General features: G+C 38.6%; 17 protein-coding genes and 1 pseudogene. 5 read left to right on the top strand and 13 right to left on the bottom strand.

From position 1 onward, the window contains the following. Positions 1-90: 90 nt before the first annotated feature. The 8 genes and pseudogenes from PI20285_RS09905 to PI20285_RS09865 form a co-directional block, all read right to left on the bottom strand. Positions 91-786 (bottom strand): GTP pyrophosphokinase, encoded by a 696-nt coding sequence (locus PI20285_RS09905; protein ID WP_057773304.1) that lies wholly within the window; start codon positions 784-786, stop codon positions 91-93. A gap of 88 nt (positions 787-874) precedes the next feature. Next, positions 875-1,837, bottom strand: a complete 963-nt coding sequence (locus PI20285_RS09900; protein WP_057773306.1) for a 2-hydroxyacid dehydrogenase family protein — start codon at positions 1,835-1,837, stop codon at positions 875-877. A gap of 202 nt (positions 1,838-2,039) precedes the next feature. Beyond that, complete coding sequence (locus PI20285_RS09895) at positions 2,040-3,092, bottom strand: DUF6933 domain-containing protein (protein ID WP_057773307.1); 1,053 nt, start codon at positions 3,090-3,092, stop codon at positions 2,040-2,042. Positions 3,093-3,132: 40 nt separating this feature from the next. Continuing rightward, a complete protein-coding gene (locus PI20285_RS09890; protein ID WP_057773309.1) occupies positions 3,133-3,852 on the bottom strand; it encodes an alpha/beta hydrolase in 720 nt (239 codons plus the stop codon). 58 nt (positions 3,853-3,910) lie between these two features. After that, the gene (locus PI20285_RS09885; protein WP_057773311.1) at positions 3,911-4,882 is read right to left on the bottom strand and encodes a DUF5655 domain-containing protein; all 972 of its coding nucleotides are present in this window, start codon (positions 4,880-4,882) and stop codon (positions 3,911-3,913) included. Between the two features lie 307 nt (positions 4,883-5,189). Continuing rightward, positions 5,190-5,921, bottom strand: a pseudogene (locus PI20285_RS09875) (class I SAM-dependent methyltransferase). Positions 5,922-5,936: 15 nt separating this feature from the next. After that, on the bottom strand, positions 5,937-6,815 hold the full coding sequence (pepI, locus tag PI20285_RS09870) for a proline iminopeptidase (RefSeq protein ID WP_057773316.1): 879 nt from the start codon (positions 6,813-6,815) through the stop codon (positions 5,937-5,939). A gap of 125 nt (positions 6,816-6,940) precedes the next feature. Beyond that, positions 6,941-7,396, bottom strand: coding sequence for a P-loop NTPase family protein (locus tag PI20285_RS09865; RefSeq protein WP_057773318.1), 456 nt, complete (start codon positions 7,394-7,396; stop codon positions 6,941-6,943). 228 nt (positions 7,397-7,624) lie between these two features. Here PI20285_RS09865 and PI20285_RS09860 point away from each other — a divergent pair, with 228 nt between their 5' ends. Further along, positions 7,625-8,125, top strand: coding sequence for a DUF2798 domain-containing protein (locus PI20285_RS09860; protein ID WP_057773320.1), 501 nt, complete (start codon positions 7,625-7,627; stop codon positions 8,123-8,125). Positions 8,126-8,179: 54 nt separating this feature from the next. Here PI20285_RS09860 and PI20285_RS09855 read toward each other — a convergent pair whose 3' ends face one another. Beyond that, positions 8,180-8,824, bottom strand: a complete 645-nt coding sequence (locus PI20285_RS09855; RefSeq protein ID WP_057773322.1) for a DNA alkylation repair protein — start codon at positions 8,822-8,824, stop codon at positions 8,180-8,182. 24 nt (positions 8,825-8,848) lie between these two features. Further along, the gene (locus tag PI20285_RS09850; RefSeq protein WP_057773323.1) at positions 8,849-10,819 is read right to left on the bottom strand and encodes an elongation factor G; all 1,971 of its coding nucleotides are present in this window, start codon (positions 10,817-10,819) and stop codon (positions 8,849-8,851) included. A 559-nt stretch (positions 10,820-11,378) separates the two neighbouring features. Between PI20285_RS09850 and PI20285_RS09845 the strand changes: the two genes are divergently transcribed. After that, positions 11,379-13,019: a peptide ABC transporter substrate-binding protein gene (locus PI20285_RS09845; protein WP_057773324.1), complete on the top strand. Its 1,641-nt coding sequence runs from the start codon at positions 11,379-11,381 to the stop codon at positions 13,017-13,019. A gap of 45 nt (positions 13,020-13,064) precedes the next feature. Here the strand turns inward: PI20285_RS09845 and PI20285_RS09840 are convergent, their stop codons facing one another. Continuing rightward, the gene (locus PI20285_RS09840) at positions 13,065-13,712 is read right to left on the bottom strand and encodes a Crp/Fnr family transcriptional regulator (RefSeq protein ID WP_057773326.1); all 648 of its coding nucleotides are present in this window, start codon (positions 13,710-13,712) and stop codon (positions 13,065-13,067) included. 93 nt (positions 13,713-13,805) lie between these two features. On the opposite strand from PI20285_RS09840, the gene PI20285_RS09835 reads away from it, so the two are divergent. Together PI20285_RS09835 and PI20285_RS09830 are read left to right on the top strand one after the other, a co-directional pair. Next, positions 13,806-14,363 carry a hypothetical protein gene (locus tag PI20285_RS09835; RefSeq protein WP_057773329.1) on the top strand — a complete coding sequence of 186 codons (558 nt, stop codon included), beginning with the start codon at positions 13,806-13,808 and terminating at the stop codon, positions 14,361-14,363. A 282-nt stretch (positions 14,364-14,645) separates the two neighbouring features. Continuing rightward, positions 14,646-16,622, top strand: a complete 1,977-nt coding sequence (locus PI20285_RS09830; protein WP_057773331.1) for a CDP-glycerol glycerophosphotransferase family protein — start codon at positions 14,646-14,648, stop codon at positions 16,620-16,622. 139 nt (positions 16,623-16,761) lie between these two features. On the opposite strand, the gene PI20285_RS09825 is transcribed toward PI20285_RS09830, so the two are convergent. Next, on the bottom strand, positions 16,762-17,106 hold the full coding sequence (locus tag PI20285_RS09825) for a hypothetical protein (RefSeq protein WP_057773333.1): 345 nt from the start codon (positions 17,104-17,106) through the stop codon (positions 16,762-16,764). Between the two features lie 173 nt (positions 17,107-17,279). Between PI20285_RS09825 and msrA the strand changes: the two genes are divergently transcribed. After that, positions 17,280-18,119 carry a peptide-methionine (S)-S-oxide reductase MsrA gene (gene msrA, locus PI20285_RS09820; protein ID WP_057773335.1) on the top strand — a complete coding sequence of 280 codons (840 nt, stop codon included), beginning with the start codon at positions 17,280-17,282 and terminating at the stop codon, positions 18,117-18,119. A 40-nt stretch (positions 18,120-18,159) separates the two neighbouring features. On the opposite strand, the gene rlmH is transcribed toward msrA, so the two are convergent. Further along, positions 18,160-18,639 (bottom strand): 23S rRNA (pseudouridine(1915)-N(3))-methyltransferase RlmH, encoded by a 480-nt coding sequence (gene rlmH, locus PI20285_RS09815; RefSeq protein WP_057773337.1) that lies wholly within the window; start codon positions 18,637-18,639, stop codon positions 18,160-18,162. Positions 18,640-19,191 lie beyond the last annotated feature (552 nt).

Here is a 19,191-nt window from a genome sequence, read left to right as displayed (position 1 = left end):
ACACTCCCCCGTTTGGATAAACCTTTTGCTTATCATACCATAAAAATAGCACAGTTGATAGGAAACATCAACGTGCTAAAATTTAGAAATTTAAACCTCGTAATTATTCAATTTTTTGTAGATTCCCTGCATTTTAGTTTCAATACCAGACAGTTCCTCGGCATATCCATGTAAATCATTGCTATATTGGGAAACTAGTTTATCGTCAATATCATTTTTATATCGTAATTTGTGTTCCAAACTGGCCCACATATCCATCCCGACCGTCCGAATCTGAATTTCAACATTCACATCACGACTGCCTTTAGATTGGAAAACAGGGACAGAAACCACCAGATGTAGGCTCCGGTAGCCACTTGCCTTTGGATTCTTGATATAATCTTTACGCTTAATCAGGGTCACATCCGATTGATTCACCAGCAGCTTTTCAATTAGATAGACATCATCAATATAGTTCGTGATCACCCGAATTCCCGCAATATCAAAAATATGCATTTCAATATTATCAATCGTCATTTCATAACCCTTACGCCGCATCTTTTCCGCAAGGCTTTGTACATCTTTCATCCGTTCTTCCATATGATGAATTGGGTTATGATCGTAGTTCACCTGAAATTCAGCATCGAGGTTTTCCAGCTTAGTCCCAATCTCATTTGCGCCAGCTTCGCCTAATTGATAAAGTTTGCCCAGTTTCTGCAAGTTCTTAATATCCGGCATATCTTTGGGCTGCTTAATGTTTGTCCCCAATTTATTAAAGTTCATAAAATTTCTTCGCTCAAGTATCACAAAAATCACTCCTAATTACGACCTATTTTAGCACTAAATAATCGCTGGTCCCATTTAAAAATAGTTTAAGTTTAAAACACAGTTACCTCTATGGGTTAACAACGTATTTAGCTTTTTGACCTTCATTCACTAAAACAATGTTGTCGGCCACAATTTTACCCATAGCATCCCGAGCTTCAACTGTGGCATTACCGATGTGGGGCGTTAAGATCACATTTTTCATAGTTTGGAAACCTGGTGTAACTTTTGGTTCATGTTCATAAACATCCAAGGCCGCGCCACCGATTTCTTTATTCTTCAAGGCATCCCTTAACGATACTTCATCAATAATTGGTCCCCGTCCAACGTTAATAATGGCGGCATCCGTTTTCATTTGGTGAAAGACATCTTGGTTAAACTGATGATAATTTGCGGAAGTTTGTGGTGCATTAATGCTGATGAAATCGCTTGTTGCCACTAATTGATCAAATGATACATATTTTACGCCCAGACTGCGTTCTTCAGGATCGGATTTTTGATGCGGTTGCCAATATTGCACATTCATCGACAAGGCGGATGCTTTGCGCGCAACTTCTTGCCCAATGTTTCCTAGGCCAACAACTCCCAGAGTTTTCCCGGCAATTTCATGTCCTAAGAAATAAAGCGGCGCCCATCCTGGAAAGCCTTCTTTGCGCATCTGCGCGTCACCTTCCACCACGCGATGACTCAAAGCTAACATTAACCCAACCGTAACTTCTGCAACCGAATTTGTCGAAACCAGTGGTGTATTGGTCACCACAATCCCTTTTTCTTTGGCATAGTCAGTATCAATATTATTGAACCCCGCCCCAAAATTAGCAATTAACTTCAACTTGGGGGCATGGTCAATAATTTCCTTATCTACTTTGGTTGACAGTGCGGTGATCAAATATTGTGCATCGGCCACATTTTCCATTAACTCTTGTTGTGAAATTAGCCCGTCACCACCATAAACACTGTAATTCAATTGATGTTCTTTTAAAATGGCGGTTGTCTTTGTTGGCAATTGCGCTGCTAAATAGACCTGACTCATTTTTACATTCCTCCAGAATTTGTTTATTTATACAACTGCATTATTGTCCAAATAACGATGAACTACAATAACTACTAACCAATCGTAAAAAAATAAAAACCAACATTTGTTAAAACAATGTCGGTTTTATATGAATAATTTCAAAAGTGAAACACTCAAAACGATCGCCATAAGCCCATACCGTTTCGATCTGTCGTTTGATTTACCAACCTGCTGACATGTCGTTAATCGTCTGCAAGTATTCAATTCCCATTTCTACACCGTCTTTAATATCTTCTTTAGCATTTTTAACATTCTCTGCGCTAATTTCTCCGGTTACTTCCATAAACGTCAAAAACTTCTTGATAGAACCGGCATTAGTTTTAATTTCCGCAGCAGAATATGCTGCTTTTCGAGGAAACCAATCTGAAAAATATTCCAGTACATCATCAGCAGACTTTAAAGGCGTTTTAATCGTGTAAAAAGCCATAAATTCATTGACGAAAAATTTCGCGTTGTTCACATGCTTCGTGACAACCTTTTTACTTAATCCTTGTGCGTTAGTTAAATAGTTTTTGAATTCTTCAAGCAATAACTTGTTGTTAGCCTGAACCTCAGCTACTACCCGATCATATCCCGCGGCATCGCCTTCAAGTAGCGCTGGATTTTCCTCATACTTATCCCACTGATGATAATCGGCCCAAGTTTTGTTTACTTGATAGGTAGTTTCCGGTAATTCAGTCGCATTTTCAGCGATTGACAGCCCCTTATCAAATGCCCGTTTCACGGCTTCTTTCGCAACAATATAATCTTTTTGTTTATACGGCGTCTGCATTAACAAATTCATCAAGTCTACCTGAATCAACTCTCGATAATCAATAAATCGACCAGCATCTGCCATTTTAATCATATCGACAATCACCCCAGTTACTTGGCGGTTGAATCCAACATTAAGCTCAATTTTTCCAGCCATCGCAAAATACGCATCGATATCTTTATCAGAAATACCGGCAATCTTAAACGCTGCGCGAATCCCATCCGTAATAAATCGAGCCAAATTAGTTTTATTTTTCGCATTTATATTATAGAGAACCACCGTTGCATATGTTAAATCATTAACCAAAATTACAATCTTTTTTCGATTCACCGAATAATAATTTGCATGCCAAGAAAAGAATGGATTTGCCGTCGCAAAACGTTTTGCTTGGTCTTTATCCGCTACTCTAACCAGTTTATTGAAAATTGGTAATGCTTTTTTTGTCGGATTAATAATCATTTTGTATTCTCCTGGATAAACTTTTATTTTCTATTTTAACCTAGTCCAATCCTTGCAGCCACTGAATTAACTGCTGAGCTATTTGGCGTTGTTGCGATTGATTACTAATGGTCGCCGGATTATCGCCTTTTTGAGCACCGTAACTTCCAAAACCAGCGTGATTACCACCCTTAATTTGCTTATAGTCTGTCTCTTTGGGTAATAAACGCTTAGCTTTTTTATATGCGGAGTGATTCAAAACACCATCGCGACTAGCTGTAATTGATAAAACTGGTAGCTTTGTTGATTTCAAACTACCTTTCTTGTCTGGATAACTTGCCAAAAATAAAACACCCTTCAACCGTTGCTGATGCGTTTTGGCATAACGACTAGCCATTACACCACCCAGTGAATGGCCACCAATTACATAGTTCCGCTTTGAATTTTCCAGAACATGATTTGCTTTATTTGGCGCTAGCACAGCTAAGTCCATTGGAAACCGCACAATATAAACTGGATACCCAGCGTCGGCTACTTGCTTGGCCCAAATACTATAGCTAGCCGGTTCGACCAAAGCCCCCGGATAAAAAATCACCAGCGGATTTGTTGTGAGTCCACTTTTAAAATATAGTTCTGGCTTGGTGGTCGTTGCTTGTTGAGCAATTTTATCTGCTGGTTTACTTGGTTGGTATATTTGCGCGCGTAAGTATAGCCAGCTACCAGCTAATAAAACTATTACGGCAATTATCGCGGTAAATAAAATTTTTGTTCTTTTTTTCATGCATTGTCCCTCACTAAGAGTTTCAACATATCCTTACTTTCTGATTATTTTAATGCTTTTAAATATTATTTGATTTTGTTAAAGATGCTTTACTAATCTGCCACCCTTGTTTCATTAAACTTAGAACATATTCTAATTGATCATCATTTTTTAACTTAATCTCATAGTCTCCATTGCCCCAATGACCAGTTTGACTGACATCTCTAAACAAACCCTTGGAATCATTCAATTCTCCCTTTGACAAATTAATCCATATCTTCATTGCCCGTTGTTGGGGAAGAAAATCAATAACATTATGATGATGCAATCGGAAACCGATATATACCTTTGTTGGTTTAATTTCAAAAGACGGATCCCACTCTAACAAAGTATCCTTCATTTTTTGATAGAGATCTTGAATTGTTTCAGAACTTGCTAACAATAAATTCTCTTCGGTTGGCGCTACTAATTCAGACGCACTATCGATGTTTACACCTTTATCAGAAATATTCTTGCCCGTATTCTTTTTTTCTGTACTGTGTGAAAAACGTGCAAAATTACTAGGTTTTGCGATCTGATTTAAAGTCACATAATTGTTCTTATACTTTTGTGCTTCAAACAATTCAATCGGTAAGTCTGGATTATTAATAGCATCTAACTGATATGAGGTAAAACTACCGGCAATGAAAATAACCTTCACCTGTGTCCAATCAAAATATTCGACTTTTCTTTGCGCTTGAAAGTGCTCATTGTAACCTAATGCAAAATCAGCTTTATGATTTAACAAAGTATTCAGGTAGGCGAACCCTTGATCAATCACACTATATTTTGAAGATTTCTTATATTCAATAATAACAAAAGCATTTGTATCCTGATCATAAGCAATTGTGTCCAAACGATACTTTCCAACAGCAAACTCGCTGGCGACAAAATCAATTCCTAAGGTTAGCTTGAGATTATTCTCAACTAAATCTTGTAAACCACGCTCTAATTCGAAATTACTTCCCTCGATCTTTTCCATCTCTTGCTTATTTGTTCTATAAAGTTCCATTAATAAATATCCTCTCTAAAATACAATTTAAAACACAAGCTAAACTATCTAAAATTGATGGAGTTTTAACAAATATATAAAGTTTATTATTTCGTCCATGAATAACTATACCATAGGGTTAAGACCAATATCTTGCGAGTAAAAAAACATGCATTTAAAATAGAAAATAACATAGGTGGCCAATATGAAAAAACAGATGAACGAACTTTACGAACCAAACAAAAAATCAAGATGGCAATGGTAAAACTTTGCCAGGACAAAGTTGATTTTGATACGTTGCTTAAACGGATTTTTTATGTTTTAAATTTTATTTTTTAGTTGCCGCAATAATCAGCATCATTGGGCGCCGCATTTCGTCTTTCATTCCTGGTAGATCCATCATATTTTTCGGAGGCATCGGTTCTTGGACATGATCAATCGTAAACCCATTATTTACTAAACCTTCAATATAAGTCGTCAATGTATGATGATATTTCGTTACGGGCGTTCCTAAAAAGCTAGCAGTCCGCTTGCCTTCTTCAAAATAATGATCAACGGGAAAATATTTAATTTTTCCATTTTCATCATAAATCCAATCTTGATTACCCTCAGCTGTAAAGATCGGATGTTCAACAGAAAAAACGAATCTACCCTTTGGTTTGAGATACTTCTGGACTGCCTGCACGATATCCGTAAATGATTCCAAATAGTGAAATGCCAGTGAACTCATCACAACATCAAAAGTATTTTCAGGAAATTCAACCTTAGAAATATCAGCCAGTTGATAGGTCACATTCGAAGCAGTGGTCTTCTGCCGTGCCACTTCTAACATTTTTTCAGATAAATCAACCCCAGTCACAGCCTTAGCCCCGTGTTCAGCCGCATAAATACAATGCCAACCGTAACCGCAGCCTAAGTCTAAAACCGTTTTGTCTTGAAAATCCGGCAATAGCTTTTTTAATGTGGGCTACTCACCGGCACCTGCTAAACCATTTTTACTCCGATTCATCTCACTGTATTTTTCGAAAAAAACTGCATCATCATAAATATCGGCCATCATAAACCTCCAGTTAGCTTAGTCGTTTTCTGCCAGCCAATGATCAAGGACATCAATAAACTCATCATGTTGATCCAAAAGTGCCAAATGATGGCTGTTGGCAAATAAATGCCACTTTGCGCCAGGAATGTGATCATAAACGGATTTAGCAATTAATGGGGTACATAAATCATCCGTCCCGTTGGTAACTAAAACTGGTACGTGAATCTTTTTAAGGTCATCAGTTACTTCAAAATCACTTATAGTCCCATTTTCAGTGAATTCATTAGGTCCTTCCGCAATCAAACTAGCGCGTTTCCCGTTAGTTTCACGACGTAAAGGTTCTGGCGAATTTTCATCAGGATCATCCCAACAATACCGTTCCATATAACGATCATTAGCTGCTAAATATTTAGGGCCCGTAAAGTTGCCTGTCCGTTCTGCTTCTGCAATGGCCGCGCGATCTTCATAACTTAAATATGAAATCAAACGGTGTTGTTCTTTAGTCCATAGTTTGATCGAGGCTGGTGAGCCATCAATCATGACACTCTTAATTCCTTTTTGATCGTATTGCGTTAAATAAAACATTTCGAGCATTCCGCCCCACGATTGGCCAAGCATGTGGATTTCATCCAAATGCAAGTACTTACGTAAAGCAACAAGTTCTTCGGCCCAGGTCTCTTTAACATAGACCCCTTCATCTTCTGGAAGAGAGGATTTTCCACAACCAACTTGGTCATACATAATTAACTGACGACCAGTTTTGGCGTAGTCATCCAATAATTCAAAGTAATTATGCGAAGAACCAGGACCACCATGAATTAATAGCAATGGGGCCTTGTCCTTACTTGGTTCACCAACGATTCTGTAATAAGTTTTATAGCCGTGAAATGGCATGTAGCCTTCTTTAATTTTCATAAAATTATTCTCCCTTTTATGTAAGATAGTTGCGTTAGATTTATTGTACTCCTGAATGTGTTGGCCGCTTTAAAAATTTGGGCAAAAAATCACACTATAACTAACTTAATTATGAAAAAATAGTTCTATTTTTTTAAAATAACCACCTTATTTGCATAACGACGTAATAACGCCCAAATTTCGGCTCGTTCGTTGTTTCGAAAGCTACGTTCCCACTTTAAATAGGGGCTCAAACGGCTATATTGATTGGTATTCTTGGCGAGATGATTTTTCAAATAGCGTTTTGTCAAATAATACAAGTTCCGCAAATGAGAAATATCTTTAAAATAGATAATATCCGCATCTGTGAATGTTTCTTGTCCATAACGATACTGAACACCCTCAACGATCCAATCAGTTTGTTTCAGAATCTTATTTATTAATATTTCCCGCTCTTCCGGTGTTCGATGAATATCTCCTGTTGGTTTTCGTCGCCAATTGAGATCATCTAAGGACGTGACAGAAATCCCATATTTTAAACCTAATTTTTTGGCAAGTTGGGTTTTCCCACTGCCAACTGGACCAATTATTCTAATTTTCATGATGACCCCCCGCCTTATTGCTAACTATTCAAAAGCTTATCACATAAACTTGGTGCTCGTTTTTAAAAATCCTTCCATATAATTAGTTACCATAGTTTCTATGTAAACTTATTTTAATCACGTCAATTTCTCAAGCCCTTACAAAATTGTCACACAAACGTAACTTACGAACACCTTGCCATTCCCGGTATACTAACTAATGTTGCTCAAAAATAAAGGAGAAAATTAATGCCAAGAAATTTAAAAGAAGAAGTTGTTTTCACTGCTATCATGGCCGGTTTAATGGTCTTTGTGATGGTTTGCTATAACGTGATGTTAGTTCAAGGATTTACTAAGGGATTCATGATGAATTCTCTTTCAGATTATCCCGGTGGGTTGCTCGTTGCCATTATTTTGGACTTGTTACTCGTTGGACCAATTGCTAAGAAGCTTGCATTTAAATACATTATCAACGACTATATGAAGAAAAATGTTGTCCTTATCGGAATTACCATTTCAGTAATGATGGTTCTCGGTATGGTAACTTGCATGTCACTTTTTGGAATCATCATGTCCCACAACGTAAGTTTAGCAAGTTATATTCACGCTTGGGGTTTTAACTTCATCGTTGCTTTACCACTCCAATTACTCATCGTAGGCCCAATCGCTCGCGCTGTGTTAGGTAAGATGCAATCAGCAACTGATAAAGCTAAAGCAGCACAAGAAACAACTAGCGAAGAAATTGAATAACATTTTTAATAGGCATCCCCTTAATTGGGGATGCCTATTTTTGAATCAATTTATCTAAATGTACTTTGATGCTTCTCTGATAGCTAGGTTGCTCAATTGATAGCTATTCAAAAACTCAATTACCCACGCTGGATCTGTTTTACTATACTGGCGAAGCGCCCATCCAATTGCCTTTTGAATGAAAAATTCATCAGTTGCTCGATCAAATAAAATCGCATCAGTTAACATTTTTTGATCCGTATATTGCTTCTCCATCAATTGAAGGTTCAAGGAAACACGTCGCTCCCACATGTTAGAACTTTGGTAGAACAACTCAAAAACTGCCGTTTTTTCGTCCGGGTGACGTTTAATGTATCTGCCGAAAACTGCTCGTAGAGAATCTACACTATCCCACCAACTTTTCTGTGCGACAAATTGACTGAGGAAAACCATATCTTCAAACTTAAATTTTTTAAGGTTCTTATCTGCCAAATCAATGGCAACATACTGATACTCGCGATACTCTCTCGCATAAAGGTTACTAATCCACTGGCGGAGCGTCATCATATCAAGTACTTTGCTTGCCTCAAAAAGGGGTTGGCTCTGTTCTTTTCGTTCAGGCGTCTTCAATCCTAAGAAAGAAAAACGATTTTTCATATACTTTGCCATTGCAACAGCATTTTTAGGGTTGGCTTTAAATTCGAAGTCTAATTTTTCCATACTAACCTCAATGTTTTGTATTAATCATTTATTTTTTAAAGTATCTAACGAATACGTATATTCAACATGGGCCATGCGAGGCACCTCATCCCAAGAAACTGGATAGCCCGCCCCATGTGCACAGAAAACAGAATCCGGCGTATTTTCTAGATCTGAAGTTGGATTGTACTTCAGTTTTTCAATAACCTCATCGGCATTATGACAGGCCTGATACCCACAAATCACACATTCCAGCTGTCCTTTACCATGCGTATAAGCACGCACTTCTTGCGCATAATCTTGCATCTCTGAAACGGGAGCAACTCCCGTCAGCGTTGTTAGCGCCCCATCGTCATTAGAAGTCATTTCTGGTGTATCAAAACTGCCACTCATCTTTTGAATATCGTTCATGGCCCGACCAACTTGATCTTGGCCAACCTCTAATCGAAACTGGTACCACGGCTCCAATAATTGACAGCCACCACGTTCCTTTAACATCATCAATCCTTGTCTCACTGCTCGCCAAGTTGCTTCTCGAAAGTCACCGCCGACTGAATGGACATTACTAGCTTTGCCACCGACGAGGGTAATCTGCATATCTGTAATTGGTGCCCCAACTAGGACCCCAAGATGTTCTTTTGAACGTAGATTAGTTAACACTTGATGTTGCCAGTTTTTTCCGAGTACATCGAGGGCACATTGCGTGTCAAAAGTTAGGCTACTTCCCTTTGGTGCTGGTTGAAGTAACAGATGGACTTCTGAATAATGGCGCAGAGGTTCAAAATGGCCCACACCCTCGACAGGCTGTGTGATTGTTTCCTTGTACAAAATACTGCCTTCACCAAAACCGACGTCTAAGTTAAATTGTTCCAGGAGAATCTGCTGCAAAATCTCCAACTGGATTTCACCCATGATTTGAACGCGAATTTCTTGAAGGTGGCTTGACCACGAAACGTGCAATTGTGGATCCTCATCTTCCAGTTGCCGAAGGGCCGTTAAACACACATGAATATCTTGACCTTTTGGATCGAGCGCATAATTTAAAACCGGCTGAATCGATGGGGTCGCGCCATCTGCCTCATCGCCAAGTCCTTGTCCAGGATAGGTTCCCGTTAACCCGGTGATGGCACACACACCGCCGTCTGTAATGTTCTGCTGCACCGTAAATTTAGCGCCATCATAGACTCGTAATTGATTTGCTTTTTGATCTTCTAATAAAATCGCCTTTGTAGCCAACGTACCACCGGTTACACGAACCCAAGTAAGTCGTTCGCCCTTTTCATCATGAGAAATTTTAAAGACTCGAGCCGCAAAATCCGGTTTAACTTCAGTTTCACTGGTCCATCGTTCAATCCCATCAAGAAAAGGATCAATGCCGGCAACTTTAAGTGCTGCCCCAAAATAACAAGGAAAAACTTCACGGCGTTTGATCATTTGCTGCACTGTATCTTCATCGAGATTTCCGATATCTAAAAAGCTTTCAAGGACTGTGTCATTACGCATGGCAATCTCTTCATTGGCGTCATCTGAAAGCTCAGTCTTGCCTGTACTAAAATCAATACATCCCTGAGAAAAAACTGTTTGTAATTGATCCAGGACTTGTTGCTTATCCGCCCTGTCCATATCCATTTTATTCACAAAAACAAAAGTCGGTACGTGATAGCGTTCCAATAATCGCCAAAGTGTGCGCGTATGGCCTTGAATCCCGTCAGTTGCAGAAATTACTAGAATGGCATAATCCAACACACTTAAAACTGCTTCCGTTTGTGAGGCGAAATCCACATGCCCGGGTGTATCTAGCAATGTGAGATCAAGGTTATGATAGTGAAGATTTGCTTGATGCGAAAAAATGGTGATACCATGCTTTTTTTCGAGATCATCTGAATCAAGAAAGGCATCCCCATTATCAACGCGACCAAGCTTTCGCAACTCACCAGCCCGGTATAGCAATGACTCTGATAACGTAGTTTTACCGGCATCGACATGGGCGATGATACCTGCAACGATGTGCTTCATATTTTCCCTCCTGTTAAATCTATTCTTAATTTAAATTATAAACATTTTTACCGCATTTGCTTAGATAATTTACCTGCGTTACGCATATCTTGAATTTTTTCAAAAATAATTTTTAAAATTCTTGGTTGACAATTCTTGTTGACCAGTTGTATGCTTGTGGCAACATAAATCGTCCTTAAAAACCGATGAGGTGGAGATCAAGATTACTGTGCACGCAAAGAGAGCCATCGTTGCTGAGAATATGGCCGAACGCAAGTAATTAAATGGACCACCGAGGGCTTTTCCGAAATTTCGAGAGTACGGAAAGACGTGCGACATACGTAAGTTGTCAGGAGAATGTTAGTTCTCTATAAAGTAGGGGTGCATATTTAGGTTTTTCGCGAACCTAAAATGGACCCAATTGAGGTGGCACCGCGGGAAACCGTCCTTAACACATTAGTTGTTAAGGACGGTTTTTTGATTTCTATAAACGGGGTGAAACACATGGTAGGACAACGATGGCAAGGCTCATTGATCAATTTCAAGACAAATTATGCAACTTATTTGGAGGAAATAAATCATGAGAATCTTTACAAAAAAAAAGGCTTTATTAATTGCCGGTATCATTCTTATCGGCGGTGTTAGTTTCGGAATTCACGCTAATTCAAAACAAGCCGATGCAGCACCAGCACAAAAAATCAATTTATACGAAGCAACTAATTTAACCAGTCTCGATGCATCGAAAATAACCGATGCTGTTTCCAGTTCTCAGTTAGGCCAAGTTGATGAAGGGCTGTATCGCCTAAACAAGGACAGCAAGCCGGTTAATGCATTAGCTACTAAAACAACTATTTCTAAAAACGGCAAAATTTATACAATTAACTTACGCCATAACGGTCGCTGGGGCGATGGCCAAAAAGTCACTGCGCACGATTTTGTTTATTCATGGGAGCGCACGTTAAACCCCAAAACCAAGTCTGAATTTACCTACCTGTTTGCCAGCATCAAGAATGCCAATGCGATCATGATCGGCAAAAAAGCCCCCAGTACTTTAGGGGTTAAGGCGACTAACAAGTATCAGTTAAAAATCACCCTCAGCAAACCTGTTCCCTATTTCAAAAAGCTATTAGCCGGAACAACCTTTTATCCGATCAGTCAAAAAGCCGTCGAAAAATACGGAAACAAGTACGGAACATCTGCTAAAAAAACAGTTTACAATGGACCATTTGTTTTAAAAGGTTGGAACGGAACCAACGATAATTGGAAACTAACTAAGAACCCCACTTATCGCGATCACAAAATTGTAAATCTCAAAGAAATCAATTATCAAGTTATCAAAGAATCATCGACTGCTTACAATTTGTATCAGTCTCATAAACTTGATATGGTCACTTTGGCTGGTGAACAAAATACGCAAAATAAAAACAATCCTGAGCTAAAAACATTGTCATCAGGCCGCGTTGGTTTTATTCAATACAACGAAAAAGATAAAACAGCCTCAAATAAAGATTTACGAACTGCTATTTCTTTGGCAATTAATCGTCAGCAATTAGCAACTAAGATCCTTGAAAATGGTTCTACAGCCGTTAAAACGTTTGGGGTTCGTAATATGTTGAAAAATCCCCAAACCGGCAAAGATTTTGTCGATGATGCGCATACGCCCAAGACGATGGATTACAATATCGCTAAAGCTAAAACGCTCTACCAAACCGCACAAAAGCAGCTGGGCAAAAAACAATTAACCTTAACCATTACTTGTGCAAATGATGATACAAGTCAACATACGGCTGACTTCATCCAGGGGCAATTGATGAATCAATTTAAGGGATTGAAGGTAAATATTCGTACAATGCCATTTCCTTCAATGTTAACTAAAGTTTCTCAAGGAGATTTTCAACTTAATTTAACTAGCTGGGGCATGGATTTTGCGGATCCTACCCAAGCACTTACCATTTTAACTTCAGACAGCAATTCTAATATGGGCCATTATCAAAGTGGCACCTATGATGCGGCCATGAATGCCGCAGATGGCAAGGATGCCATGAATGACTCCGCTCGCTACCAAGATCTTGTTAAAGCTGCTAAAACGGCCACAAATGACCAGGCTGTCACACCTTTATATGAGAGTCGTTCCCGTATGTTAGTCAATTCAGATTTGCATGGGGTTGTTTACAACAAGTTTAGTGGTGCCCTGGATTTTCGCACTGCCTTTGTAAAATAATCATCAAATTGGGCCTATCAATAATTGATAGATCCGATTTTTTGTTTAAATTAACTTAATCATTCTTCCAGCCATCACAATCTTACCCTCTTGATTAAGTTTAGAAAATTGGCGACTCAAGGTTTCCGGAGTAATACTTAACCAATTCGCCAGATCTCGTTTACTCAATGGAAGTTTAAAATAACGACTACCAATTCGACCGGCGGTATCTTCCAGATATTTTGCCAAACGATCATGGGCAGTGAGCGTTCCGTATCGTGCACTGCGATTTTCTAAATCCGTTAAACGATTCCCAAACGCATTAATGATACTAACTGCCAACGTCGGTGTTTTCTCTAATAAATTCTGAAAGTCCGACTTACGAATTGAACAAACCAGCGAATCTTCCACCGTTTCAGCAAAGTTTTGGTGAGTTGCATTCGTGAATAAGGCAGCTTCACTATCAACCGCATGTTCATCCAAGAAATATAGAATTTGTTCTTGGCCGTCTTCATCCAATCGATAAATCTTGATGCGCCCGCGATCAACGACCAGCAACCGATCCACATCCGACCCGGCCGAATAAAGTGTCGTTCCGGCAGCAAATCGCTCTTGATGCGTTGAAATCGTTGTTAATTTTTTGATTGTATCATCATCCAGCCCAACAAAAATTGGTGCCGATTGAACACATTCAAACGCAGAATGATCAGCCATAAGTTTGTTCCTCCTAAAATTGACATATATCAATTTATTATCTTAACTCTGATTATATACTAAGTTTATAAAAACAGAGGAGGAATTTTAATCATGACTAAATACAAAGCAAATATTGTCCCACTGAATGACAGCAAAATCGGTACTAGCGCTCATGGTACTGCCACTTTTGTTGAAGATAACGATAAACTAACCATTACTATTGAAATGTTTGATACCCCCGCAAATACAGAACATTGGGAACATTTTCATGGCTTTCCGAATGGTAAATCTGCTGAAATCGCAACGATTGCCCAAGATGCTAACCACGATGGGTTTGTCGATTTAATGGAAACTGAATCAGTATCTGGAACAACAATGGTCCCGTTTGACGATGCTCCTGAGAACATGGATATCCCCCACGATCGCTATCCAGTGGCGAATGCTGAGGGCCACTTTGCCTATACTAAGGTTGTCCCATTGTCTAAACTACAAGCCAATTTTGAAAAAGCGTTTGGTAGTAAAGAACTCCAATTAGATAAACGTGTCATCTATATTCATGGTGTACCCGAAAACCTCGATCTGCCCGACACTGTTGCCGGCATGGTTGGTGATTTTAACGCGCATGTGACGTTACCAATTGCGGTTGGTAAAATTGAACGCATTGACTAGCCACCCGTTCATAAAATTCACGGGCTAAAAACTAAGACGAACAATAACTCTTCAAAAAAATAAACCTGTGATATTTGCCTCAAAGGCCATATTACAGGCTTATTTTTTAATATGTCATTATTTATGCGGAAGTAATAAACTCAAGTGATCAACTTTCTCCATTTTTACACCGTCCATAATATGGCATAGTGTATAATTACTTAGGAATACTCATAATAATCAGTGCGCGTATTGCGTACCAAAACAGATTAAATTATCAGTCTAAAACAGAGTGAGGCTTTTATGGATCAAATCGAAATTTACTTAGAAAAGAACATTTTTCACATTATTTCTCAAAAAGATCTTCAAAATCTACGTATTTGGAATAAAAAAACGCACGAAGAAACTTATTTCACACTGGTCAGCGAAGGGCACTATCAAATATCTGCTGAAAAAGTTATTGCCTTACTTGATACGACTAAAAATGATCGTGCCTACATCATTTTTGGCGACCACCAAGAGGTTAATTTAGCACATAGCCAATTAAAACAACTTAGAAATGATCAAGTCACTCAAACAACAATCGGTGGTATTCCTCTATCTTTATATGTATCTTTAGATGATACTCTCCGTTTTATGTGTAATCTTCTACCGAGTGCTCGGGCGTACTACCTAAAAAATAACGTACATACTATCAATGTTAATAATGATACAGTATCCTTAAATTTGGATATTTACACTCGATTTTTCCCATTAAAGGCCCTCGACTTCAAGGTCACGCACCGCCAGCTGGAAAAATCGTTCACACTGACTGATTTTATTCCCAGTTCAAGTGACCAAGTTGACAACAATACGTTCATTAATCACATTCAAATTAGTTATCAACCAGCCAAGCAATTACAAAAAATTGCGCCAAATATCAATTTAAATGGCTATAATTGGCAATTCTTTGATCTTCGTTTTCAACTTCATTTTGCCACAATGGAAGTTCGTCCACGTTCATTTCGCGTTGACTATAATGCGAATTGTGCCAAGGATTGTGTGGTCCCTTACACAAACAATCTTTTACTTTATTTGGATTGGTATGGTACCCAAAAATATAATAAGCTTTCCCACCGAATTGCGTTTGTTCCTAAGGATACCTACCAAACTTATCTAGAATTCAAGAAAAATGATCATAAAGAAAAACCAGTCTTCCATTCAAGAACTGTGTTAATCAGCGAATATCCACAAAAAGCTCAAGACAACGGCTTCGTTCTTTTCAGCTATTTGATGCACAAAAAATCATCTGAATTTGATCCATATTTCGTCGTTACCAAAGACTCACCAGATCTTGCCAATTTAAAAAAATATATGGATCACGTCGTTTTTTATAACACGCCCGAACACGTAAAAATCTTTATGCAAACGGATATCCTGTGTCATACCCATTCTTCAGACTACGCCATGCCCTTTCGAAATAATTATTTTATCGAAAAGAAGAAGACTATTCATAAGGTGTTTTTACAACACGGCATAACTGCAGTCCGTAACATTGATCATCTGTATGGAAAAGATGCTCAGCCTGATTTTACCAATAAATTCATTGTGAGCTCAGAACGCGAAAAGCAATTAGTCATTGATAAATTAGGCTATGATGCTAAAGATGTTGCCATTACCGGATTTGCCCGCTTTGACCTATTGTTGAAGCATAACAATCGGCTAACTTCCTTTTTAAAACGTAAACGGGTACTTTTGATGCCAACGTGGCGAGAAGAGTTAGTCAACCTTTCAGATGATGAGTTTGTAAAGACGGACTATTTCAAAGAACTCAATAGTTTAATAACCTCCAAACGATTATTAACCATTAAACAATCCCAACATCTTACCATTGATTTCTATTTGCACACAAACTTCCAAAAATTTGCTCATCTGTTCCACTCTAATGAAGTTAATATCTTGCATGAAGGTCAACAAACCGTTCAAAACATTTTGAAATCTCATGGCATCCTAATTACGGATTTCTCAAGTGTTGGCCTGGATTTTGCACTCCTAAACCGTGCAGTTTTGTACTACCAGTTTGACGGTCTGCCAGCAAATGGGGCACTTAGCGATCAATCTGAGAAAATCCTTCCTGGACCAATCATCACAACTGAAGAGGAGCTCATTTCTGAACTTCAAGTGAAAGTAAAAAATAATCGATTAGACGATAAATATGCTAAAAACGTTTCACAAAACCTTTATAAGTTTCAGGACCGTCATGCTCGTGACCGTATTTTCGAGCTACTCCGTAAACTTTGATGATTTACTTCATAATTAATTCAACAAGTATCTAAATAAGAGAAAATATCTACAGAACAAACAAGCGTAATTAACAATTTCAAGATGCATCCCTTGAAATTTAGTTAATTGCGCTTGTTTTGAACCATCTTATTCCATTTTATGTGTTTTTGTTAATCAAAAACGCACACCGTTGCCAAGCCAGATACAAGAAATACTGGCGGGCAGTAGTCATCAATTGCAATACAACCAACAAAACTAAATAGTATCGCGTTGGGTAATTTTCAAATATCGTCCAGAGAATAAGTAAAACTGCAAGAAATGAAATTCCTTGAAAAACGCGAGCCTGTTTAATTGTTTTGACGATACTTTCATCTTTAGCCATCACATCGCTGATCTGTTCAAGCGTAAACTGCTTCTTAATTACATTAGTGCGCTTCTGAATGACATACCAAACTACCGCCAAAGCGATAAAAATGATCAGCATAATCGTAATAGATATCATATATTCTCCTTACTTTCAAAAATGTCTTTGTTGTACATTATATCGCAAGATGAGTTAAAGCTCTTAAATAAGCCTCACTCAGCCTCCTTGAGGATATCGTAGTTCATAACAGGTGCAATTCTTGTCCGTTTCCTGCATAATGCTCTTGAAAAGTCGAAAGGGGGGGAGACAAAGTGAAACTCGATGAACAGACGACTCTGAGCGATATTTATAACTTAATTTTAAATCCAGCAACCAGAGACTGGGAACGGACCCAATTACTCGCAATGAAAAACGCCGTCGAAACTGGCGCGCCGTTTACCCCAGAACTTGAGCACCTTGAAGTCGCCTTGCGTCCTTTGGCTTGGCGTGATAATTTGACGCCCGATGTAGCAGATTTTTATTCAAGAATTACGGATTCACCAGAAAAAGCTACTCACTTTAACGTGATAAAGCACCAAAATTTAGACGATCCCCACTACGAACGCGCAGTATTTGCTGGCGGTTGTTTTTGGTGTATGGTCGAACCCTTTGAAACGCGACCAGGAATCATTTCTGTATTATCTGGCTATATCGGTGGCCACGTGGACAAACCGACTTATGATCAAGTAACCAGTCAACAAACTGGTCACGTGGAGGCCGTTGAAATTGTTTTTAATAACCAAATTGTTAAGTATGCAGATTTAGTAGAGCTTTATTGGCAAATTACTGACCCTACTGATAACATGGGTCAAATTAACGACCGTGGTGATGAATATCGGCCAATTATCTTTGTGCAAAACACCCAACAACAAAAAATTGCGGAAGCCTCCAAACAAGCATTGAGTGCATCGGGAAAGTATAAAAAACCGATTGTAACTGAGATTTTGCCTGCAACTAAATTCTGGCCTGCGGAAAACTTCCATCAAGAGTTTTATAAAAAGAACCCAGTTAGATACAAAAGAATGGAACATGCCCGTCAACAGTATTTAGCCATGCAACAATTCCGAGGAACCCTGCGGATGTATCTAAGTAAGGCTAGGAAGAAAAAGTGATTTATTCACCCACATGCTTTTAATCCTTTGGATTCTTTTATCACTTATGATATGGACTCCCAGCATTAATCATAAATGCTCGGTAAACCTGCTCAACCAACACCAACCGCATTAGCTGATGAGGTAACGTAAACCGCCCAAACGAGATATGTGCATTCGCCCGCTTAATGACGGCAGGACTCAATCCAAGCGAGCCGCCAATCACAAATGTGAGATCAGAGTGACCGTACGTTGCCAAACTATCGATCTCTTTAGCAAACTCCTCTGACGAACGTTCCTTCCCCAAGATCTCCAAAGTGTACACATACTCACGTTCTTTGATCTTATTTAAGATTCGTTCCCCTTCTTTTTCTTTCACATCACTCATCTCTGCGTCACTTAGAGATTCCGGAGCCTTCTCATCGGGAACTTCAACAATGCTGAACTTGCAAAATTTGCTCAGTCTTTTTGCATATTCCGCGATTCCCTGCTTAAAATACTTCTCCTTGAGTTTTCCAACCACAATAAACTTGATGTTCATAAAAACCCTCCTTTACACAAGTTATTCACAAAGTTATCCACAGGCTGGTGGATAAGATTCCTATATATAGGGGTAATTTTAAGATCACCACAACATAGGCTATACACAACTTGTCAACATAAAATTTAGTTATCCACCGTTCCCAACACTAACACACGTTCGTATCCACAGGCTAGAAACACTATCATGTCAATGATTATAGTGTTCTGTTTTTTGTGAAACAAATTTAATCCACAGATTACGCCCATGCCCGTGGATAACTTTCATAACCGATTTGCAACCTAATCCACCTTGTTTTTGGACTTCATCAAAAATTGTCATTTGAGTTGTGCACAAAGTTATCCACAATTATCCACAAATGTTTTTCACAGCTTTTTTTGAGGTGAACGATCCATAATTCTTTTTGGGGGTAATGTTCGTTATTATTTCCATAAATCCCCGTTTTACCTTAATAAAATCTTTAGAATATTTAAAATCATTCGGAATCACATTTCGTCCTAAAAATAAAGGTGATTCCGCAAACTGACAAAAATTTATGGCAACTAATAGTCT

The organism is Pediococcus inopinatus, from assembly GCF_002982135.1.
Taxonomy (GTDB): Bacteria; Bacillota; Bacilli; order Lactobacillales; family Lactobacillaceae; genus Pediococcus; species Pediococcus inopinatus.
Note: the sequence above shows the minus strand (reverse complement) of the source record. Positions and strands in the feature narration are given on the sequence as shown.